Source organism: Gracilibacillus alcaliphilus (genome assembly GCF_016909015.1).
GTDB classification, from domain to species: Bacteria; Bacillota; Bacilli; order Bacillales; family Amphibacillaceae; genus Gracilibacillus; species Gracilibacillus alcaliphilus.
The window spans coordinates 58,938-80,525 of record NZ_JAFBFA010000007.1 but is presented as its reverse complement, the minus strand read 5'-3'; the positions used below and the strand labels follow the sequence as shown (position 1 = coordinate 80,525).

Annotated in this window: 25 protein-coding genes; 10 read left to right on the top strand and 15 right to left on the bottom strand. The window is 39.0% G+C overall.

Annotation, left to right across the window (positions count from 1 at the left end; genetic code table 11):
• The first annotated feature begins 157 nt into the window (after positions 1 to 157).
• Positions 158 to 646: a DUF4306 domain-containing protein gene (locus JOD18_RS07650; protein ID WP_204668365.1), complete on the top strand. Its 489-nt coding sequence runs from the start codon at positions 158 to 160 to the stop codon at positions 644 to 646.
• Between the two features lie 135 nt (positions 647 to 781).
• Here JOD18_RS07650 and JOD18_RS07645 read toward each other — a convergent pair whose 3' ends face one another.
• The 8 genes from JOD18_RS07645 to JOD18_RS07610 form a co-directional block, all read right to left on the bottom strand.
• A complete protein-coding gene (locus tag JOD18_RS07645) occupies positions 782 to 925 on the bottom strand; it encodes a hypothetical protein (protein WP_204668364.1) in 144 nt (47 codons plus the stop codon).
• 526 nt (positions 926 to 1,451) lie between these two features.
• Positions 1,452 to 1,739, bottom strand: a complete 288-nt coding sequence (locus JOD18_RS07640) for a hypothetical protein (protein ID WP_204668363.1) — start codon at positions 1,737 to 1,739, stop codon at positions 1,452 to 1,454.
• Position 1,740: 1 nt separating this feature from the next.
• A complete protein-coding gene (locus JOD18_RS07635) occupies positions 1,741 to 2,337 on the bottom strand; it encodes a TetR/AcrR family transcriptional regulator (protein WP_204668362.1) in 597 nt (198 codons plus the stop codon).
• A complete protein-coding gene (locus JOD18_RS07630; RefSeq protein WP_239587986.1) occupies positions 2,334 to 3,020 on the bottom strand; it encodes a YqeB family protein in 687 nt (228 codons plus the stop codon). The genes JOD18_RS07635 and JOD18_RS07630 overlap by 4 nt, the downstream gene beginning before the upstream one ends.
• A 260-nt stretch (positions 3,021 to 3,280) precedes the next feature.
• Entirely contained in the window at positions 3,281 to 3,982 is a 702-nt protein-coding gene (locus JOD18_RS07625) for a hypothetical protein (protein ID WP_204668360.1), read from the bottom strand.
• Positions 3,975 to 4,844 carry an ABC transporter ATP-binding protein gene (locus tag JOD18_RS07620; protein ID WP_204668359.1) on the bottom strand — a complete coding sequence of 290 codons (870 nt, stop codon included), beginning with the start codon at positions 4,842 to 4,844 and terminating at the stop codon, positions 3,975 to 3,977. Before JOD18_RS07620 ends, JOD18_RS07625 begins: the two co-directional genes overlap by 8 nt.
• Positions 4,834 to 5,211, bottom strand: a complete 378-nt coding sequence (locus JOD18_RS07615) for a GntR family transcriptional regulator (RefSeq protein WP_204668358.1) — start codon at positions 5,209 to 5,211, stop codon at positions 4,834 to 4,836. The genes JOD18_RS07620 and JOD18_RS07615 overlap by 11 nt, the downstream gene beginning before the upstream one ends.
• Positions 5,212 to 5,534: 323 nt before the next feature.
• A complete protein-coding gene (locus JOD18_RS07610; RefSeq protein WP_204668357.1) occupies positions 5,535 to 6,128 on the bottom strand; it encodes a TetR/AcrR family transcriptional regulator in 594 nt (197 codons plus the stop codon).
• Between the two features lie 166 nt (positions 6,129 to 6,294).
• Here JOD18_RS07610 and JOD18_RS07605 point away from each other — a divergent pair, with 166 nt between their 5' ends.
• Entirely contained in the window at positions 6,295 to 7,185 is an 891-nt protein-coding gene (locus tag JOD18_RS07605; protein ID WP_204668356.1) for an ABC transporter ATP-binding protein, read from the top strand.
• Between the two features lie 3 nt (positions 7,186 to 7,188).
• Positions 7,189 to 8,778, top strand: coding sequence for an ABC transporter permease (locus JOD18_RS07600; protein ID WP_204668355.1), 1,590 nt, complete (start codon positions 7,189 to 7,191; stop codon positions 8,776 to 8,778).
• A 198-nt stretch (positions 8,779 to 8,976) separates the two neighbouring features.
• Here JOD18_RS07600 and JOD18_RS07595 read toward each other — a convergent pair whose 3' ends face one another.
• The 3 genes from JOD18_RS07595 to JOD18_RS07585 form a co-directional block, all read right to left on the bottom strand.
• Positions 8,977 to 9,831: an aminoglycoside phosphotransferase family protein gene (locus JOD18_RS07595; RefSeq protein WP_204668354.1), complete on the bottom strand. Its 855-nt coding sequence runs from the start codon at positions 9,829 to 9,831 to the stop codon at positions 8,977 to 8,979.
• Between the two features lie 289 nt (positions 9,832 to 10,120).
• Positions 10,121 to 10,663: an AAA family ATPase gene (locus tag JOD18_RS07590; protein WP_204668353.1), complete on the bottom strand. Its 543-nt coding sequence runs from the start codon at positions 10,661 to 10,663 to the stop codon at positions 10,121 to 10,123.
• A 136-nt stretch (positions 10,664 to 10,799) separates the two neighbouring features.
• Entirely contained in the window at positions 10,800 to 11,669 is an 870-nt protein-coding gene (locus JOD18_RS07585) for an aminoglycoside 6-adenylyltransferase (protein WP_204668352.1), read from the bottom strand.
• Positions 11,670 to 11,919: 250 nt separating this feature from the next.
• Between JOD18_RS07585 and JOD18_RS07580 the strand changes: the two genes are divergently transcribed.
• The 4 genes from JOD18_RS07580 to JOD18_RS07565 all read left to right on the top strand — a co-directional run bounded on the left by JOD18_RS07580 (position 11,920) and on the right by JOD18_RS07565 (position 14,686).
• A complete protein-coding gene (locus JOD18_RS07580; RefSeq protein ID WP_204668351.1) occupies positions 11,920 to 12,570 on the top strand; it encodes a PepSY domain-containing protein in 651 nt (216 codons plus the stop codon).
• Between the two features lie 502 nt (positions 12,571 to 13,072).
• A complete protein-coding gene (locus JOD18_RS07575) occupies positions 13,073 to 13,711 on the top strand; it encodes a YehR family lipoprotein (protein WP_204668350.1) in 639 nt (212 codons plus the stop codon).
• A 197-nt stretch (positions 13,712 to 13,908) separates the two neighbouring features.
• Positions 13,909 to 14,274 (top strand): hypothetical protein, encoded by a 366-nt coding sequence (locus JOD18_RS07570; protein ID WP_204668349.1) that lies wholly within the window; start codon positions 13,909 to 13,911, stop codon positions 14,272 to 14,274.
• Positions 14,246 to 14,686: a choice-of-anchor I domain-containing protein gene (locus JOD18_RS07565; RefSeq protein ID WP_204668348.1), complete on the top strand. Its 441-nt coding sequence runs from the start codon at positions 14,246 to 14,248 to the stop codon at positions 14,684 to 14,686. Before JOD18_RS07570 ends, JOD18_RS07565 begins: the two co-directional genes overlap by 29 nt.
• A 330-nt stretch (positions 14,687 to 15,016) precedes the next feature.
• On the opposite strand, the gene JOD18_RS07555 is transcribed toward JOD18_RS07565, so the two are convergent.
• From JOD18_RS07555 to JOD18_RS07545, 3 genes are all read right to left on the bottom strand, one after another.
• The gene (locus JOD18_RS07555) at positions 15,017 to 15,643 is read right to left on the bottom strand and encodes a hypothetical protein (RefSeq protein ID WP_204668346.1); all 627 of its coding nucleotides are present in this window, start codon (positions 15,641 to 15,643) and stop codon (positions 15,017 to 15,019) included.
• Between the two features lie 205 nt (positions 15,644 to 15,848).
• Positions 15,849 to 17,036: an MFS transporter gene (locus JOD18_RS07550; RefSeq protein WP_204668345.1), complete on the bottom strand. Its 1,188-nt coding sequence runs from the start codon at positions 17,034 to 17,036 to the stop codon at positions 15,849 to 15,851.
• Positions 17,029 to 17,460, bottom strand: coding sequence for a MarR family transcriptional regulator (locus JOD18_RS07545; RefSeq protein WP_204668344.1), 432 nt, complete (start codon positions 17,458 to 17,460; stop codon positions 17,029 to 17,031). The genes JOD18_RS07550 and JOD18_RS07545 overlap by 8 nt, the downstream gene beginning before the upstream one ends.
• 233 nt (positions 17,461 to 17,693) lie before the next feature.
• Between JOD18_RS07545 and JOD18_RS07540 the strand changes: the two genes are divergently transcribed.
• Genes JOD18_RS07540 through JOD18_RS07530 form a run of 3 tightly spaced genes read left to right on the top strand, consistent with a single transcriptional unit; the run spans position 17,694 to position 20,858 of the window.
• On the top strand, positions 17,694 to 18,983 hold the full coding sequence (locus tag JOD18_RS07540; protein ID WP_204668343.1) for an efflux RND transporter periplasmic adaptor subunit: 1,290 nt from the start codon (positions 17,694 to 17,696) through the stop codon (positions 18,981 to 18,983).
• A complete protein-coding gene (locus JOD18_RS07535; RefSeq protein ID WP_204668342.1) occupies positions 18,967 to 19,647 on the top strand; it encodes an ABC transporter ATP-binding protein in 681 nt (226 codons plus the stop codon). The genes JOD18_RS07540 and JOD18_RS07535 overlap by 17 nt, the downstream gene beginning before the upstream one ends.
• Positions 19,644 to 20,858: an ABC transporter permease gene (locus JOD18_RS07530; RefSeq protein WP_204668341.1), complete on the top strand. Its 1,215-nt coding sequence runs from the start codon at positions 19,644 to 19,646 to the stop codon at positions 20,856 to 20,858. The genes JOD18_RS07535 and JOD18_RS07530 overlap by 4 nt, the downstream gene beginning before the upstream one ends.
• Positions 20,859 to 20,937: 79 nt before the next feature.
• Here JOD18_RS07530 and JOD18_RS07525 read toward each other — a convergent pair whose 3' ends face one another.
• Positions 20,938 to 21,579 (bottom strand): endonuclease III domain-containing protein, encoded by a 642-nt coding sequence (locus tag JOD18_RS07525; protein WP_204668340.1) that lies wholly within the window; start codon positions 21,577 to 21,579, stop codon positions 20,938 to 20,940.
• Positions 21,580 to 21,588 lie beyond the last annotated feature (9 nt).

Here is a 21,588-nt window from a genome sequence, read left to right as displayed (position 1 = left end):
ATATTGTCATGTATTTTTATCAAGCACACTCGGACTAAATAAGGTCATCAGATGACCTTATTTATAAATTTTACTCCAATTAGCTATGCATTTCAAGGGTATTAGACGATATAATAGTAGTGGGATCTTTAGTTTAGAAGAAGGGAAGGTGATAGATGTGGACTGGATTACTCCAATAAAAGGAATATTTGCTGCCAAAAGCAAGTTATTTATTCAACTAGCAGTGAGTTTCAGTTTCTTCTGGCTTGCGTTGTTTGCTTCTTTATATGAAGGTAGCTATTTATTGCATGATTCATCTGAGTGGGAGCATACCCCTTTTACTCATTTGTTACATAACAATCCAAACCTTCCATCGGATATTTCGCAATTAGATTTCTTGGTCTATGCCATTAAATTCTATAGTTTCTTTCCTATTATTTGTTTAATAAGCGGACTCTATTTCCTTACAGCCAGCCTGTTCGCCTTGCTGCAAAAAAACCACTTATTATTTCGCAAACTTTTCCTTATTATCGGACTGCTGCTTTGTGTTACTGCTGTTTTCTTGTTTAGTACACTAACGATAGGTACGATTCTTTTCTGTACGATACTGTTTTTATTTGGCGGAGGTTTGGTAGGTTTTTTCTTTGTATTGAGAAAAGGCGGATGAGAATCTATTGCGGGTATGTTACTGTTGTAAAAGCAGTGAAGAGAAGCGAGCTATTTCTTATCTAACTATGCGAGTTTTTTATGATAATTAACAGAGCAAGAAAACGAATAACTCGTTCGCATGCTCTGTCCTTTCTTAGTAGGGAGTGTAACTGTCTTTTAATTTTTTTCGATAACGCTCTAACTTCTCCATCTTTCGAAATGTCAGAAAAGAACAAATGGTAACTAGGATTAACATAAGTTCATGTTCTTCTCCTCGGTTATCTATAATAGAAAACATACCCTCTCCCCTTTTTTATATTAAAATAGAAAAACATAAGTTGGTATAGAAGGAAAAGGACAATGGTAAATATTAATCTATAACCTATTTCCTTGTCCTTGCCCGTTTCTTTTTGCAAAACAGATACACAAGCAGGTAAACAAATATAAGCAGTCTGGATATAATGGACAGCAGTATCGAAGCTTCCATTATATATAATTACTCCGATCACAAGCTTAGTCTTTGAAACTACAAGAAAGGAATAATCTGTATCTCCATCCTAACATAGGGTAATAAGTGATTCCAATTAAAATTGGCGTATGTTATACTGTCCAAAATGGAAATACAATAAATCCATTTTCGACTAATTATTAGAAGGTTTTTCACTCATGATATTTGCATCCCTGCAGGGCTGGGAATCCTACTCATCATCCTCTTCTTCGTTGCATTAATAGGAATTACAGGACTGATCATTTATTTATTAAAAAACAAATAAAGATGAGCGAACTCACATCATTTGCGGCTTATGTTCAGCATAAAAAACATTCTAGTTTAACTGTTGACCATAACGATCCAATAATACTAACAGCCTTTTCTGCTCAAATACCGCTACTACTGGCACTCCTGTATGTGCTGTCGTTATTTCATCCTCTATTTGGATATGCTGCTGGTTGATCTTACGAATAATATATTGATTACCTTCATATTCCCCATATCGGAAGTTATCCAAAGCGATGAAATCATAGATCGTTTGGTAGGTTGCTTGATCCATTATTTCTGAATCAAGAAAATCTTGTAGCCAATCTGGTAATTTCGTATGTTGAAACCCCTGCACATCATTTCACCACCTTGGTTACCATTTTCATTAATTCCGCCTGATAGCCTTCCATATCAAATGTTTCATTCTGTAACAACATACTCTCACCGATAGCACCATTAATCAGTATCGATACTGTCTTTGGCTGTAGCTCGGCCGCAAACACCTGTTCTTGCTGGCCTTGTGCCAGAATCTTTTCCAACATTACATAAATCGGGTCATCTCCCTCATTTACCAGCTTATAATATGGCGTATTCTCTCCGTCTCGTGCATTAAAAATAATTTCAAGCATAGCTACGTTGTTTGCGTAATATTGCTTTTGATAATGCAGACTTGCCTTAATAAAGGCTGTCAGTTTCTGATAAGCACCTGTTTCAGCCTCAATATGCTCTTTAATGTAATTCACCTGTACCGTCATTAAGTACATGAGGGTATGATTAATTAGATCTTCCTTATCAGAAAAATGATAAGAAACTAATCCAGTACTGATTTTTGCTTGTTTGGCGATTTTTGCCAGGCTTGTTTGGACATAGCCGATTTCATTTAATACCTCAATCACTGCTTGAATAATTTGTTCTTGACGCGCCTTCGCAATAAATGATTTATCTTTAGTCATTGATGTTTCCCCCTAGCTAACCTTACATATTGATGGCCATCTTGATCTCGAATCACAACTCCTTCCGCAGCTAAATCCCGACGCAATATATCTATTTCCTTCTCATTACCTTCTTGGATTGCCCTTTCCCTGGCCGCTAATAAGGTATTAACAGCAGCAGGGAAATCAGGATGGTCCGGCACCCAGCGATGATATTGATTAGCATAAGGATCTTCATCTTTCCACGGAAAAAAATGTTGTTGAAAAGCCTCGGCGATCGCCTGTTTTTTATTATCTGTTTCTCTGCGATAAAGTTCTTGACCATGATTACCCAAGAAAACAATTTCTTTACCATCTAAAAAGATAGCTGAGATATCTTTTTTCTGCAGCTTCTCTTCTTTATCATTATACACCAATGTCACATCTTGGTCTGTAATGGTCATTTTCAATATTACACTAAAGGCGTAAAATACAAAGAGTACTCCAGCAATTATCCCCACAACCGCTCCAATAACCGGCACCCAAACACTATCCCAAGCTACAACCCATTCCCATAAAGGTTCAAATGGGATAAAAGGAATCTTCAACAGCCAAGAAGCAATAATCTTAATAAACCACCCTAGCAAAGCTCCCACTATAGGTGTGACAATTATTAAAATCAGCTTATCGGTCATTGTTAAACCAACTACTGTTTTATTTTCCATCTTTTTTCGCTCCATTCTAAAATATTGACTATATGATTATTTTTTTAATTGATTGATCAATTAAATTATAACGTACATTGTATTTCATATCAAGATCTTGATCTTATATCCTTCTCCATTCACGTTAAACCGTCTTGTCTGCTTTGCTCCTCCACGGTTATATTCAATATAGCAAATAAAGATGTCTATTAGTTGAACAGCAAATTAATTTTCCATAAAAAAACTGCACCACTTTTGATGCAGTTTTTTCCCTCTACTATTTATCGTGTCTTGACGACGGTAATTTTTCTCATCAATGGATAACCGATAAGCCAGAAGGCAATGCCGAGTACAAATAAAGTGATGAAGAACATCCATGATATATTAGACATAACATCGATTACTCCGCGGATAAGCCAGCCTTCAAATACACCAAACAAAACGACAAGCAGCAATACTGCTAATAAAATGGTGCCACCCAGCAAACCTGTGCGATAGAAGATCAATCCGAATAGATATAATAAGTTCATAATAAAGAACATCACCAACGTATCAACAACAATCCGTGTGGCCGGGTTATCCGATAACAGCATCGCCAAATGAGTAAATTGAAAATTATCAATCCCGATCCATTTTTGCAGTAATTCTGTTACCAATTGCAGCACATTCCCTATTACAGCCATCACCATCGAGTAAAGCAGCATGAAGTATACTTGCATTATATAAATATTTTTACGGACGGCTCCCATTTTTAAACCAAAGGGAACATTTCCTTTCACTAATTGATAACCAATAATACCAACATTAAAATAAGTCGCAAATGGGATCGCAAAATACATTTTAAATTCATCTGTCCCTAGCAATAAGTAGCAGATAATACAGCTTACTGCTAGAAGCCCTGCTAAAATAAGCAAAAATATTTTCGCTGAGTAAATCACACCTTGTGTGTAATAATACATCATTCCTTTGATTTGATTATTCATGGACGGCACTCCCTTCACTTTTCTCAGTTAAATGAATCATTAGCTCTTGAATTGGCACACCTTCCACTTGTAATCCGGCGTCTTTCGCCTCTTGTTTGCTGCCAAAGGCATAGGCCATCGAATTGCCAGCCAAGTCATTACGCTGAATCACTTCTTTCCCTTCTAAAAAGGCATCGACTTTTGTCTTTGGTCCAGAAACGCCAACCGTCTTCTCCCGTATGCCTTCCGATGTCTCCTGCAGAATAAGCGCCCCTTCCCGTAAAATCAGCACTTCTTCAAACATCAAACTGACTTCATCAATCAAATGCGTCGAGAAGATAATTGTACGAGGATTTTCTTGATAGTCCTCTAACAAAATTTCATAAAATTTCTTACGAGATGGTGCATCCATACCGATGTATGGTTCATCAAACACAGTAATCGGTGCTTGGCTAGCCAATCCAACTGTAATTCCTAAGGCAGATTCCATCCCTTTCGATAAGGTTTTGATTCGGAAAGACTGTTTTAAATGAAATACTTCCAACAGTTCCTCTGCCATTTGCTGATCCCAATTGGGATAAAAATAAGCAAAGATTTTTAACACTTGTTTGATTTTTAATTCAGGGCTAAAGTTATCTGCTTCCTTGATCAAACAAATCGATTCGGTTAATCGTTGATTTTCAAATGGATCTTCCCCATCAATCTTAATCTCACCAGATGACGCTAGAATTTGTCCGCTTAAAATATCCATAAAGTTGGTCTTACCCGCCCCGTTTCTGCCTAGTAATCCATAGATTTTATTTTCTGTTAAGGTAAAAGAGACTTTATCCAGTGCGTGTTTCTGTCCATATGTTTTAGTTAACTGGTTCACTTCAATCTTCATTTTCTTCATCCTCCCAGTTCAGCATATCGATTAATTCCTGTTCATCCATATGCAGCTTTTTGGCTTCTCTTTTCAATGGCAGCATATAATTTTCAAAAAACGTCTGTTTTCGTTTCTCGGTCACAATTTCCTTTGCTTCACTTGTTACAAACATACCAACGCCTCTTTTCTTTAATAGAATCCCCTCTGCTACCAATTCATTAATCCCCTTGCCGGCCGTTGCAGGATTAATTTGATAAAAATTTGCAAACTCATTGGTTGAAGGAGCACGATCCCCTGCTTGCAGGGAATCATCCATAATCGAGTCTTCAATCTGCTCTTTAATTTGTAAGAAAATCGGTTTGCTTTCATCCAAAATTTTTTTCATAAGCTTCATCCCTTAATTGGTTAATTACTTATGTAACTAACCATAGAACATTTTGTGCGCAAAGTCAATAGTTTTCTTGCCAACTACTAGAAAAAGGCTGCTATCCCAATGGATAGCAGCCTTTTTCGCAGTGTAACTGACTGTAAGATTTCCACCTTCAAGAAATGAGGAACATGTCATTTCTAAGTAGGAGATCCAACAGCCAGTAACGGCCCGATTGGTTCAACTAACATTCAGTGGGGGATAAAGGCCCCCCACTGAATGAAGTTTCACTTTATATTTTGTTCGGAAAGAGATCACAGTCATGCAGTTCCATCCACATTTTATTCACTCGCAGGTTCTTCACCTGCAATGCCATAGAAGAATAACCTCGTTAAATCCTCTGTCATTGGAATAATCTGAGGAGCTAAATCCTCTCGCTTCAAATATTCTGCAAACATCTGCAAATAAAAAAGCATGGCCTGATCACTAATTTGTTCATGGACTAATCCCTCTTCCCTGCCTTGCTGCAACAATTGCATCACGGCTGGCAGCACTTCTTCCCGATAGAGCTTCTCAATATAATTTCCCTCCGTTGTGTAATACTGCATCAGAAACTGCAAAAACTCGCCATTTATATCATTAGCGATATCAACTTTACCAAAGAGCATCTGTTTGATCTTTTTGTCAAAAGAGATGTCTTCCGTAAATAGATATTGATAATCTTGCCAAATCTGATCTACATAGTAAATTAACACTTCTTCTAACAAATTCTCTTTACTTTCAAAGTAATTATAAATGGTCACTTGCGAAACATTTGCCGCCTTGGCAATCTCAGCAATGGGGACCTTCTTGATTCCTTGCGTTTGAAATAAAGATAAACTCGCCTGCAGTATCGCCTGTTTTTTTTGTTGTTTTCGTCGCTCAAAACCATCCATTTATTGCACCCCATCTAAGTTTTCTTCGAATTATCTTTAGTTTAATCAAATTTTTGAAATATTTCAAAGAAAATATTTCAAAATTAATTGACAATTATTCCAATACTATATATTATGAAATATATATAGATAAATATTTCAAAACTTTTTTTTCAGGAGGAGTCCGATGACTGTTTTACAATTAGATCGCATCTCTAAGCAATTCGGCCAGTTTCAAGCACTAAATCAAGTCTCTATGGAATTAAAACAAGGGGAAATATATGGTTTTATTGGTCCGAATGGTGCTGGTAAATCAACGACTATTCGGATTATTTTGGGCATGCTTCAGGCTACCAGTGGTTCAGCTACTCTATTTGGCAAGGATGTCTGGCGTGATGCAGCCGAAGTGCACAAGCGCTGTGCTTATGTACCTGGAGATGTTAATGTCTGGCCTAACTTAACCGGGGGTGAGGTGATTGATGTTTTATTAAAAATGAACGGTATTTATGACAAGAAAAAACGTGATCACTGGATCGAACGATTGCAGTTTGACCCTTCCAAGAAAAGCCGTTCTTATTCAAAAGGGAATCGACAAAAAATCGCCCTTATCGCTGCCTTTGCCTCTAATGCTGATTTATTTATTTTAGATGAACCAACCTCTGGGCTGGACCCGTTGATGGAACATGTTTTTCAGCAAGGCGTTCAAGAGGTGAAGGATAACGGCAAAACGGTACTGTTATCCAGCCATATTTTATCTGAAGTTGAGAAACTCTGTGATCGCGTAGCTATCATTCGCCAAGGTGAAATTATTGAACAAGGCTCCTTGAAGGATATGCGTCACTTAACTCGCATGCATATCATGGTCGAAACACGATATCCATTGCATGAACTAGAGCAGTATAAGGGAATATATGATGTGGAAGAACAAGGAAATATTCTGCATTTTCAAATGGATGCAGAACAAACAGAACCGGTGATGCAATATCTCAGCCAGCAAGGAATTATCCGGCTCGAAAGCAGCCCTCCCAAACTAGAAGATCTCTTCATGCGTCATTACGAACAAAAAGGAGGGCGATAGCTCATGCATTTGTTTAAAGGATCCAAGTGGCTGCTGCCTATCTTGCTCCGGCAGCACCGCATGCGCCTGATCTATTGGCTGGCTGGACTTACCTTAATAACGGTGACAGTCGTTGCCTCTTATCAATCCATCTATGGAGACACAGCCTCACGGGAAGCGTTTGGCCTGACAATGGAGAATCCTACGATGATTGCCATGTTAGGGATTGGTTATGATAACTATCATGTATTAGGCAGCTTATTTGCTATGGAAATGCTGCTCTTCTCCGCTATTGCGGTTGCGATGATGAATATTCTGCTTGTAGCCAAGATGACAAGAGATGATGAGGAACAAGGAATACTTGAGCTTGTTCAGGCACGATCCGTCGGGCGCCTCAGTTACCTGCACAGCAGTCTTGTTGTGATGCTTGTCAGCAACCTGCTTTTAACCCTTTTGTTAACGATAGGTATTGGCAGTCTCCAAATCGATGGAATGAATTGGCATGGGGCGGTGTTGTACAGCAGTTTATTAGGTGGAACAGGGATATTTTTTGGTTGTTTGACAGCTTTGTTTAGTCAACTGGTAGAAACATCACGTACATCTATGATCTTCTCTTTTGGTGCTGTTCTTATTCTTTACCTGCTGCGAGCGATTGGTGATGTAGAGTTCACCGCTCTCTCCTATATTAGCCCATTAGGATGGCTGGCACGTGCTTATGTTTTTACCGATAATGATTGGTGGCCTGTGGTTGGATTATTGGCAGCCGCCATATTGCTCACTCTCATCACATACTATTTACAATCTATCCGTGATATTGGTGCCGGTTTTATTCCGGAACGCAAAGGCAGAAAGAATGCCTCCGCCTTGTTGCAAACTAAGCTGGGTCTTGTATTTCATTTACAGAAAACGATGATTCTCTCCTGGTTAGCGGGTATTTTAATAATGGGAATCGCCTCTGCTGCTATTCTGCCTGAATTAGAAAAATTCTTTCAGGACAATGAGGCATTACAAGCTTTTCTAACTGCTAATGGCAGCCTGATGGAACAGTTTATTCTGTTAATGATGTCGATTATGATTATTTTTATATCTGCTCCTGTGATCATGTCGGTTTTACGCCTTCATGGTGAGGAGAAAGCACAACGAACAGAGGTTATTTACAGCAAAGCCCTTTCCCGAGCAAAATTGTACCGCACGTACACATGGCTTGCTGTCTTGATTGCTTGTATCTTCCCTCTCCTGTTGGCATGCAGCATCTGGGGTGTCGGTTTCTTTGCCGCTGATGAGATGATGGCATGGGAAGAGGTGTTTGGTGCCGCCATAGTTTATATACCTGCCTTACTTGTGTTAGCAGGAATTGCTTTGTTTCTGCTGGGCTGGCTGCCTAAGCTGATCTCACTTGTTTGGCTGTTCGTCATCTATGGTTTTGTCGTTATCTATCTGGGCGATTTATTAGATTTACCTAAAGGGATAAAATTGTTATCCATTTATGAACATATTCCAATGTATCCAAGTGAGGATTTTTCATGGGGCGTTATTTTGAGCTATCTGTTGATAAGTGCTCTGCTTATCGTATTCGGTTTTGTTGGCTACCGCCGGAGAGATATGGAAGGATAAAGTGAAACTTCGTTCAGTGTTTTTTTTCCATCCCCACTGAACGCTAGTTGAACCAATTTGGTCGTTACAGTCTGTTGAATCTCTCACTTAGACATGACGTGTTCCCTTATTTCTTGAAGTGGGAGTCTTACAGCCAGTTACACTGCGATAAATACCGATGAAAAACGCTGATACCCATAATGGATATCAGCGTTGCTATTATTCTGACAGGATGGCTGTCAATGTATGCCGAGCCAGATCTCGAACTGCTTGTTCTTCTGCTTGATAGGTAATCAGGGCTTTCCATAAGGCCCAGCCTTTGGCACGCTGCCATGTCGCCTTATCCATCTGGACATGCTCCTTAAAAATCAGCCTGTTTTCTTTATCAAAAAATGTCCAGGCAATAACCAAGTCACAAGCGGGATCACCAACTCCCGATGTACCAAAGTCAATCACTGCCGCTAATCGCTGCTGACGGACTAACAGATTCCCAGAGGCAATATCGCCATGAAACCATACTGGCGGCTTTGTCCATTTACTGCGAAGTGCCTCTGCAAATATATGGCTGCAACGTTCTGTATCTACTACTCCCTCTAACTGTTTGAGCGCCTCTTCTGTTTCCTGTTGATAAACGGCTAAATCCCCGCCCCGATAAAAGCTATGTGCACCTGCGACAGGCCCATCTGTCGCATCAATAGATTGTAACTGCCGGATAAATTGAGCCAAATCAATCGCAAACTGGGGCAGATCGATAGAACCATCCTGTAATGTTTCTCCTTCTAGCCAATTATTGATCGACCATGGCAAAGGATACAGCTCTGATGGCTCTCCCTTAGCAACCGGTGTGGTAATAGGGAGCTCTAACTGTGAGGCTAAAACCGGCAGCCATGTTGATTCTTTTTCCACTGCTGCCGCATATGCCTGATGACTGGGCAGACGCAGGCTCATTGTTTCCCCCAGTCGAAACGTTCGATTATCATGTCCACTTTTCTTTACATGCCTCACTTCTAATGACGCCCATTCCGGAAATTGCTCTGCAACAAGTTGTTTTGCTAATTCTAAGGTTATATTCATAGTACCTCCAATGTAATGCTAGTCTTTTTTCACCACCGTTATTAATGGAGTATTTGTTTTGTTTTTCATCCCGATCACTCCTTGTATAGTTAGTTATGGCTATTATATAGAGGAAAAGGGATGAAGTAAATACCTGCAAAGTGTTTTTATCCACCAGAAGGATGAGCCATACATTTTATTCCGGTGCAATCGCTGGCGCCATCTCACTGATAACAGGCCCAGCACGTTTATCCTCCCCATTCAAAAAGGCTGCCTTACTAGACAACCTTTCTAACGATAGCATTCTTTTTCATATGCTAATCCGCGCAGTCTTTTCTGCTCGCTCTATAATCGCATCCACTGTTTCTTCTGGGGTCAGGTCAGAATTGTCTATCCATAAACCAATCCGTGGATTCTCCTCCATCAGCACTTGATGTAATGGTTGGACCTCCCATGTATGATAACCTGTCTTATTACGTTCTTTCTCACGGTCTATCACTGTTTCCAAGTTTGGATTTAATGTAATAAAATAAAGCGATTTCGTCTGAAACTGTTGTAAAAAATAATAAGCCTCTTTCCCTAAATAATTATCTTGTACTACAACCGTAAATCCAGCTCGATAGTAGGTTTCTGCTGCTGCCGCGGTTAAACGGTAGCGTAGCAGCAATTGTTTCAGGGCCTCCTCAGACGGATCAGGTGCCATCTCTTCCTGCCCGTTTACTATCATCTTCCGATAAATATCACCGTGGAGATGCACACTTTTTTCTAGCTTTTCTGCCAGTAATTGGGCCACAGTTGACTTCCCAGAAGCCATAATTCCGGTAATAATATAAATCCCGACAGGTAATCCCATTTTTATCCCCTCTTTCTTACAGATAACCGTCTTATTCTGGATTGCTGTGAAACATTAAAAGCCTAACATTCTATCGTTACTTACCTTCCTTATCAATCTGTTCACTGTCATACGTCCCCTTTTCCGACAGCACCCGTTAATAGATTGCTTTTGCCTCAAGAGGAAGTTGGCGGATGTGCGCATGGTATTGCTGTACACGTGCAGATTCTTCGGTATCATAAATTAATTCCAGCTGACGTGCCACTTTTAATGCTGTTTGCTCAAATAATTGGCACATCGAGTCCAAAGCTTGCCATGCCCCCTGATAACTGCCATCGGCATATGTCTCTAATAATGCCTCCCATTCTTGCTTATCCAACAAAGACTTGAAATGCTTTCCGGATTTCCCTACACTTATCGCAAAGTCATGCTCCATCCCTATTCTCCAGGACAGCATATGCATTAACATTCCACGAATCACATGCAGATGATCTTGTGCATAAATAAGTTCCTGACGCCATAACCCCTTTACGACATAAGTAGATACCCACCAAAATTCGTTACAGCAATCATCAAACAATTGCTGGTTCGGTCTTTGGACTTGATAATCCTTATCTGTCGGTGGATCCAATGTCGGTAAGATATTGTCTTTATCTAATAAAACAATGGACAGTTTATCTCCGCCATGCCACTCCGCTGCCCGTTCAACAGGAAACAGCGTCAAATCGATTCGATTCCCATCATGGAACTTCATTAAATAAGCAAACGTATCTTTTGATTCAGACGGAATTAGCGACATAGCATCTGGTGTCTGCATAATTAAACGTTCACCAAATACATCTATCCACCCCGGATCATCAATAAATGACTGGACATCTTTTACTATATATACGATATCATAATCTTGAAAAATATCTGGCGACACATTAGGATTTGTGCGTGATCCATTCATACCGACTGCTCGAATTCGTTCATCTTCCATCGCTGTATCTAAAATTAACTGCATCATTTCCTTCTCTGTCCGCATCTTTTTCAACCTCCTTGTTAGCCCTTACAAAGCAGTATACCATGTTCTATTCTTCTTGAAGACCAAAAAGTTGATCCATTTATTCATTAAAGATATATTTTTTTGCATAGATTGACAATATCATGTACATACTTAACATTAAAATTTATATTCTTTGTTTCATCCTCTAACAATTGGGTATTATTTAAAATATTAAAGATTTTCAATCACAATCGCCCATTTTATCAATGGGTAGAAGGGATGGATAAAATTGAAAAAAAAGACAATAATGTGTCTAACACTGTTGCTTGTCTTATTTTTAGCTGGATGTAATACGACTAATAATGAGGAAAATGCAGATAACGACAATACAGGTGATGTAACTAACGAAACGAATAATGACAACAACGAGGCTGGAACAGATGACAACAATACAAATGATAACACCACTTCTAATGGTAATAATACAAACACTGTAACAGTGGAGGATGTATCCCTGAATGTAGATGATGCCCTTCAGATCTTCTATGAAACTTTCCCTGATGTACAAGTGTCTGCTATTGAATTAGATGTCGAGAATGGGGAGTTGATGTATGAAATTGATGGATTTGATGACACCAATAAATACAGCGCCCATATTAATGAAGCCGGCGAAGTGCTTCATCAAGAACAAGAAGCATTAGATGCTGATGACAGCCCACAAGAACTGCAAATTGATAGTTATGTAACAATCGATGAGGCGATAACAACAGCCAAACAAGCACAAGAAACCGGTGATTTATCAGTCACAAGCTGGAATCTTGATATTAAAAATGGACATGCAATGTTTGAAATTAAGTTTGAAGAAACAAATAGAAAAGAAGTAGAAGTTACTATTAATGCAGAAACAGGCGAACAAGATCATGTCGAAGTAGATGATTAATTACCTTCCACATCAAACAACTAAAACGAAGCGAATGAGCACTATTCAGCTGTCGTCAAAACAGAAGAATAAGATTCTCTATATTAATGGCACAGGCAAGCTAAGGCTTGCCTGTTCACATTTTAGTATAAAAGGATCTTAAATAAGCAGAACTCCATTTATGTTCAATACTGTTGTCAGTAGGAACTCTTCTAGACTTCGCTGAAATATCAAGCACAAGTCTCACGGACGATTGTAACAGGATAAATAATACCTCATCTTTCCTCTCCACGATTAACATTTTGATATATTTTCCATCTCCATGTTTATCCATTAAAGAAAAGGGTATAAATTATAAACGTGTTATTAGGATATCCCCCATTCATGCAGGTCTTATTATCGACATCTTCGCTACAACTAGATCATATAAACTATGCCCATTAACCTATTGCAACATTTCTTATCTTTATATATCCTATTAACTATCTGTTTTAAAAACTTTTCTAGAGAGGAAGAACACAAAATGAATAAATGGCTTATGCTTTGCCTGACATTACTATTGAGTATTGCCTTAGTTGCTTGTGGTTCATCAGACGATACAAACGCGGATGACAATAGTAGCGACGACAATACAACAGAAGAAACAGAAGGTGCTAATGACGAAGGCACAGAAGATGAAGATACAGCGGATGATGAAGGGACAGAAAGCGTTGATTTAGAAGGAGATACCAATTCTGAGGAAGAGGCTGCTACTGAACTAGACATTGATCCAAATGGAGAAAATGTCGTTACTTTACAAATTGATCAAAATGGTGTGTATTCTAAATTGACTTATTATGCAGATGGAGATAAAGTAACAAAACAAACAGCTGAAAACGAAATTCCTTATACTGCCTTACAAGTCTCTAATAAAGAAGAAGCAGAGGCTGCGTTACAAGAAATGGTTGCAGCTTATGCAGAGGCTGAAGGTATCGAGCACAGCATTGAATACCATGATGATCATGCGACAGAATCATTAACAGTTGATTATGATCAAGCGGATCCTGAAGAAATGGCTCAATTAACCGGATCTATTGTAGATGGAGATACAAGCCAAGGTATTAGCTTGCAACGATCTGTTGAAATGTTAGAACAAAGCGGATATGAAGTTGTATCCGAGTAATTAAATAATCATGAGTGACTTAAGAAGACCTCGCCTATTACAGGCAGAGGTCTTCTTTTATATCAGCGTATTGACTTTTAAAAAATGCAGCACTTTTTTCAGAGCTCCTTTTACAAAATATTAACTTGGATTTTACAGCCGTTTATTATTTACGTGCTATGCTCGGTACATACATAAACAATGGGGTGAGAGCAGAAATGAAAAAAGCACCACTCCATTTACTAATCGCAGTCTCCATTCTAGCAGCTTTTCCGCAAACTACAAACGCAAACGACAATTCTATCCCTGAACAATTGACCGACCTCTCTCTGCATGTTTCAGCAATGAAAGAGAACTTACCATTCGAGCTAAGCGGGCGATACATAAGTGGTGCCGATTTTGGCGTTGGAGGAGCAGAAATTGTTGCCTACGATGAGAGGAGCAACCAAATATTTTCAGTCAATGGCAATAAAAAATCAATTGATATTTTAGATGGAGAAGCACTAACGGAGAATAATGCCTTTACCGATATTCCACTAAAAAAACGATTAAAACTTGGATCCATCCCTATCCGATGTAGCTGATTTAACAAGCATTGCGGTTCTTCCAACCGAAGACATCATTGTTGTAGCAACCGTTGCGGAACCTAAAACAGATGCTGGTCATGTGCTCTTTCTAACAAGTGCAGGCGTTCATCTCGCAACAGTCGAAGTGGGTGCCTTGCCAGACATGGTCACTTTTACGCATGTTGGACATAAATTGCTTGTTGCTAATGAAGGAGAACCTAGTGAAGACTATAAAGTCAACCCTGAAGGGTCCGTTTCGATCATAAATATCAGTCAAGGTGTAGAACAACCAGAAATCGTCACAGCAAGCTTCACAGATGAAATCATTGATAATGATGTGCGCAAAGTCCATCCCGAGGCAAACTATGTTGAAGATCTGGAGCCGGAAATTATCGCTGTACATAAAGACAGTTCCCGTGCAACCAGGTGACACTTTATTTGAAATTGGCCTGCGTTATAATTATTTATGGACGACGCTCGAACAATCGAATCACTTGGAAAACCCCCATTTGATTTACCCAGGTGATCAGCTAATGATTAAATAAAACCCATTATCGCCTGAGTTCTGTTTACCTACTCCACCCATTTAAAGATGAATGCCAATAATCATGATGCACAAATAGAGACATGTAGAAGAAATACAAGCTGAAGAAGGCTGTTGCACAATGGAACTACATGATGCGACAGCCTCTTTTATTCAGTATTTAATAATGGGTTTAATTGGGATATATGTGAGTCATTTGAACAATAATTTACCTTTTTAATTAAATTGTACCTGTACCACGCCTACTTCCCTATTTTCATTATCTACATAAAAATAAACATTATTAGAATTGCAAACTAGCAACTTTAAAATCTGTAAGTCTTTTAAACTGTCTGATAGTACCCATCCATTTGGTATAAATGTTAGGTCTTGATTAACGTACATATTTTTTAAAAAAGCGAGTAAATAATCTAATTGTGAATCATTATCATTCTTACAATCAAAAAATTCCTTATTAAGCCGGTAAATTTTTGGCTGATTAAACGGGGAGGCCACCTGCTGATCAGATCCGATAATTTCATTAATGGCGTCCAATCGAGCTTTACATATATATTTTTTTGGATATTGTAAATGAATTTGTTTTACCTTACCTTTATAAGATACAAGTTGCACTTTATCAAAAAAAGGTGCTGTTTCCGTGTTTACCTGTTCTAACATATGTTCATCAGGAATTGGTAACATTAGCACCCCATCAGTTTGGTGCTTAAACATACTTAAGAAAAAATGTGTTACGATTGTTTCTTTTGGTTCATTACGCATGGTAAGTTCGCTTATCGAAAAATCAAGTTTCAAAGCATCCTCATCTTTGTCATGAATACCTGGTACTTCATGTAACCATCGCATACAAAATCTCCTTATTCTTTTTTAATTTTTTTCTCCACTCATTGATAACTTTTCTTCTCGCAGTGTAAAAAAAACCAAACAGTTGCGACCTGTTTTTTCATCCAATAATTTTATCTGCAAATAACCGATTTTCTATTTTAACTGCCACACTGGCTTTAGTTGAAAAACATTCTGTTGCAGCGTAAAGCAAGCTATTTTATATATTTTACTCATGAGCTAATGCGTGATTAACCGCCATTTCTCGTTTACCATGCAATAGGAAATACAAACCGGCGGCCAAGATAACAACTAAGGCTAATAACGTATACAAGGTGGCATACCCTGTAATGGGTACAATAAATCCTAATAGGTATGGTCCAAATCCTAAACCAGCGTCTAAAAAGATAAAGAATGTAGATGTTGCTAAACCCATTCGATGGGACGGTGTTAGTTTAACCGCAACCGCTTGGGTACAAGATTGCATATTCCCAAAACCAAGCCCGATAAGTACACCGGCTAACAATAAAATGAAACTACTATGAGTAACACCTAACATGAATAAGCCGATTGTAAAAAACACAAAAGCAGGATACATCACATAGTTAGCCCCTTTTGCATCCATCAAACGCCCGGTAAATGGACGAGAAGCTAGAACGGCTATCGAATAAACAAGGAAGAAAAAACTGGCTGCACTAACTAAGTGAAGTTCGATGGCATAGAAATTAATATAGGAAAGCACACTGGAATAACATAATGCTACCACTAAAGTAACGATCGCAATAGGAAGTGCTCTTATTTCAATAAATTGCGAAATATTTAAGCCCTTCGGTTTAAGCGGTTCCCCATCAAGGGTTGGCACATGGACAAAAAAGGCGGTCGCCAAACAAAGGACAGCAACGATAACACAGAGGCTAAAAATAACATGGATATCTGTATGCTGATTCAGCATGATACCAAGAAATGGCCCAATCGCCGTTGCCAGTGTGGCACTCATACTGTAATAGCCGATCCCTTCTCCTTTTCGAGAGACTGGAATAATTTGTGCAACAATTGTACCTGTAGCAGTACTTGCCACCCCGAATGCCAAACCATGCAGGAAACGATTTAACAATAGAAAGCCAATTCCAAAATGAACGAAATATAATGTCGTTGCTAAAATAAAAGCAATAATGCCGATAAAAAGTGTCCGTTTACGGCCAATGGAATCAATACTTCTGCCAATCAATAAACGGCCTATTAGCGCTCCGACAATAAATAAACCAACCACAAGGCCCGCTTGGCTTGGTGTAGCTTGATATGTTTCTGCGGCATATACGCCAATAATAACGACAAACAAATAAAACACAAATGTTAATAAGAAATTAATCGCTGATACGATTAAAAAATCCTTTGTCCATAATTTCTCTTTACTCAAACTTGTTCCCTTCTTTACTTATTAAATTTTGTTGAAGTTTACGCAAGGTATGTCTCACAAAGTCTTGTTCCTGCTTTGTCAATCCTTCTGCTAAGGAATACTCTAACTCGGTAATTGCCTGCCGGGATTTCTGATAAACCTCATTTCCGTATTCGGTGAGTTGAATATTTTTTTCACGGCGATTTTCACTAGGAACAACCTCGATAATATCCAATTCTTCTAAACGTTGAACCCTTCTAGTAATAGATGGTCTTTCCACTCGATAATGGGCAGAAATATCAGCCAATGTTGATCTGCCCTCCACCTTCAAATAATAAATTACCTGCCAGTGTGAATAGGATAACTGATAGGCAGCGAGAATATCATTTAGCTTTGTCACTAATGGACGATATACTTGCATAAACGAACGTAAGAAACCCTCCACTTTTACTCCGCCTCCCCTTTAATTACCTTAGTTAACTATTACCTTAGATAACTTTATATCAACTACAAGGAATTGTCAATACTACAGGGCAAACCAGGATATAGGTCTAGTGAAGGATGATACCCGAATAAAAAAAGAAATATTTTCAAAAAAAGAGAAACTTTTTCTCTGTTATAAACGTCTTATTATATTGTAGAAATAGATATAAACTATATATTAAGGGGAGAGAATAATTGAAGAAAAAAGTATGGATATGGGTGGGAGTCAGTATTGGGATTATTGCTATTATTGCTGCATCAGTAATTTTTGCCTTTAACTATTTCCCAACCCAACAAGTAAGCAGTATGGAAGATGATATTCATGTTACCGTTCAAGCAGCTAAAGAAGAAAAATTAGCTCAAAGTATCTTAGTTACAGGTCAAATAGTTCCAGAAAACGAACAAAAGTTATATGCCAACCCTGAAAATGGTGAGATTCAAGGTTTTGAAGTCAAGGAAAATCAAGAAGTAAAAAAAGGAGACGTATTATATACATATGACTCTAGCAGTCTGGAACGAGAATTTAACAAGGCGGTTCGAGATCGTGAATTATTAGAGAAGCGGTCACAAATGGAAATCAATCAAATGGAAAGTTTCAACAAGAAAATTACTGAGGCAAAAAATTCTGTTGGTAAGCCAGTAGAACCTGTGTCTGTGGAAGAAGAGACAGAAGGGGACTTGGAAGAACCGATAGAAGACCTTGTGATGGTTACAGAAGATGATGTCCGGCAACTAGAGAATGAGAAATTGCAATTAGAGATGGAACACGAAGGAACAAAAGATGAAATCACTACTACACAAGAGACGATTAACGAATTAGACGAGAAGATCAAGGAAATGACTGTAACCAGTGAAATTAATGGAATCATAGTCAAGATCAACAAGGACACTGCTTCTGCTGAAGAAGGTGTTACAGAACCTGTTGTACATATTGTGTCCAATGAACCTTATAAAGTAATTGGTACCATGAATGAATTTGATGCCGTAAAAATCGCAAAAGACCAGTCTGTCATTATTCGCCCTAAGGTATACAACGACCGAGAATGGAACGGTGTCGTAGAATCGGTTTCCCATTTTCCTGATGACAACGGTGCAGAAGCAGACTTTGGCATGGAAGGCAGTAATGTAACTACTTATCCATTCACCGTTGCGATTACAGATGATACTTCAGAACTGCGCCAAGGTTTCCATGTCTCTATTGAAGTGTCTACCGGCGGTGAAAAAGTACTGGCTGTTCCTCATACGGCGATAATCGAGGATGATTTTTTTGAGGCGGAAGAGGACATGAGCACAGGAGAGATCACAGAAATCGTTTATGTGCTAGTGGATGGCGTATTAGAACAAAGAATCGTGGAAACAGGCGAAATGAACGACGAATTTATTGAAATCACCAGTGGTGTAGAAAGCGGTGAACTGGTCGTTATTTATCCTGAACCAGATTGGTATGATGGAATGGAAGTGATCTCCTTTGATGAAGTTGAGTAATATCCACAAAACTTATGGTAATGGGGCACTGCAAATTGCTGTTCTAAAAGATATTAATCTCACAATAGAACCTGGTGAATTTGTTGCCATTATGGGCCCATCTGGCTCTGGGAAATCTACTTTAATGAATATCATTGGTTTTCTGGATTATCCAAGCAGTGGGAACTATGAATTAAATGGAGAAATGATCAGTTCCTTTAAAGAAAAACAACTTGCCCAATTGCGTAATCAGCACATTGGCTTCGTATTCCAGCAATTCTTCTTGCTGCCTCGTATTCCGGCAGTAAAAAATGTGGAAACGCCTTTAATCTATGCAGGGGTATCCAAACGAGAGCGCCGGCAAAAGGCACAGCAAATGCTGGAAAAGGTAGGATTGGAAGATCGAATCAAACATTTACCAAACCAATTATCCGGCGGGCAGAAGCAACGGGTTGCTATTGCACGGGCATTAGTAAATGACCCTTCTGTTATTATGGCAGATGAACCAACCGGTGCACTGGATTCCAAAACGAGTGAACAGATTATGGAGCTGTTTGTGCAGTTAAATGAAGAAGGCAAAACAGTAATTCTGGTTACTCATGAAGAGGAAGTAGCCGCCCATGCCAAGCGAGTGATCACAATTCGGGATGGGATGATTACAGATGATCGGAGGCAAGACGCATGAATATAGTAGAAAGCTTTAAAATTGCCTTTTCTTCGATCTGGAATCATAAAATTCGCTCTATCTTAACCATGCTTGGAATTATTATTGGTGTAGCAGCGGTTATTATTATTGTAGCCATTGGTCAAGGTGCCCAATCGATGATGACAGATGAACTGTTTGCCGTTGATAAGAACGTGATTGAACTTTATTACGAACAAGATTTTAGCGATGAAGAAGGAATGATGGGTGATTTTTATTATGAAGAACCCGAAATCACGCAGGAAGACATTCAAATATTACAAGCCTTGCCTGACATCAGATCTGTTATCGCCACCAACTCTGCCTGGGGATCTGTCACTTACAATGACAAGAACGCAGAACCTGAAATTACCGGTGTAAGCTCCGAATACTTTTCTGCTCAAAGTATTGAGGTACTAGAGGGCAGACCGATTAACAACAGAGATAATAATGGTATGAACCGCGTGGCGATGATTGATACAGTAGCTCGGGAAAAGCTCTTTAAGGAAAACGAAGATCCGCTTGGTGCGATTATCAGTCTTGATGATAACCCATATAAAGTTGTTGGGGTTTATAATTCTCCTATACCAGAACAATTTCGCTGGTCAGAAGGCGGCGAAATGCTTATGCCTCGATCTGTCATTGCTTTGATGTATGGAAGCAGAGAAGTGGACAGACTGGCCGTTATCGCTAATGATTCAGAGCGAATTGCTGAAACAGGCTGGTTAGCTGCTGACACGCTGACAGAACATAAACAATTAGAAAATGGCTCCTATACAACCTATGATTTATCAGAAATCGAGAATGAAATTAATCAAATGGTATTAATTATGACGTTGTTTATCGGCAGCATTGCCGGTATTTCATTATTAGTCGGCGGTATTGGGGTCATGAATATCATGCTTGTTTCTGTTTCAGAACGCACAAGAGAAATCGGCTTGCGTAAGGCATTAGGAGCGACTCGAGGTAAAATACTATTTCAATTCTTAATTGAGTCGATTACACTGACATCACTTGGCGGATTAATCGGTATTGGATTTGCCAGTGCCACTGCTGGATTAATCACCTTACTTTCACCGATCGATGCCATGGTTAGTCCCATCGTTATCTTAATCGGTGTTGGTTTCTCTGCCTTTATTGGAATTATTTTCGGCATTCTGCCTGCCAATAAGGCGTCTAAACTCAGTCCAATCGATGCATTGAGATATGAATAATTTTTGATTTAAACAGGGGTCACTTATAGGAGTGGCTCCTTTTCTTTAGCCATACTTCCCTGATCAAGTTAAGCCACCCCTACTCCACTCTCTGTTGACATATTTCCAGCAAAGGACAATTTGTACAGACTGGTTTCACACGGCAAAATTGTTTGGCATGTGCCACTAATAAGGCATGAAATTCATTATATATCATTACTTCACCCGGAAAATGCTGTTCCACTATTTCTTTAAAGCGATCATAGGATACCGGCATATCATAACCAATCCGGTAAAAGATGCGGCGTGTATAGGCATCAACAACAAATACGGGTTTCTCTAAGGCATACAATAATATGCAATCCGCCGTTTCCCTGCCTATCCCATACACCTTGATTAATTCCGCACGCAGTGCCTCTTTATCTTTCTTTTTTAACTGGTTAATTGAAAATTGGTATTGCTTAAACCAATCGATAAACGCCTTGATGCGCCGTGCTTTCAAGTTGAAAAATCCACTTGATTTAATCAGCGGAGCTAATTCCTCTGCCGACATTTTATCGATAGTCTCGGGGTCAAGCTTAGCCCCAAGTGTTACTAATGCCTTTTCAACATTGCGCCAATTTGTATTTTGCACCAAGATAGCACCAATCATCATTTCAAAGGGCGTCTCTGCCGGCCACCAACCCTGCGGACCATAATGGGCAAATAAACGCTGATATATTCCTGTATACTCGTGCTGCATTTGCTCCCC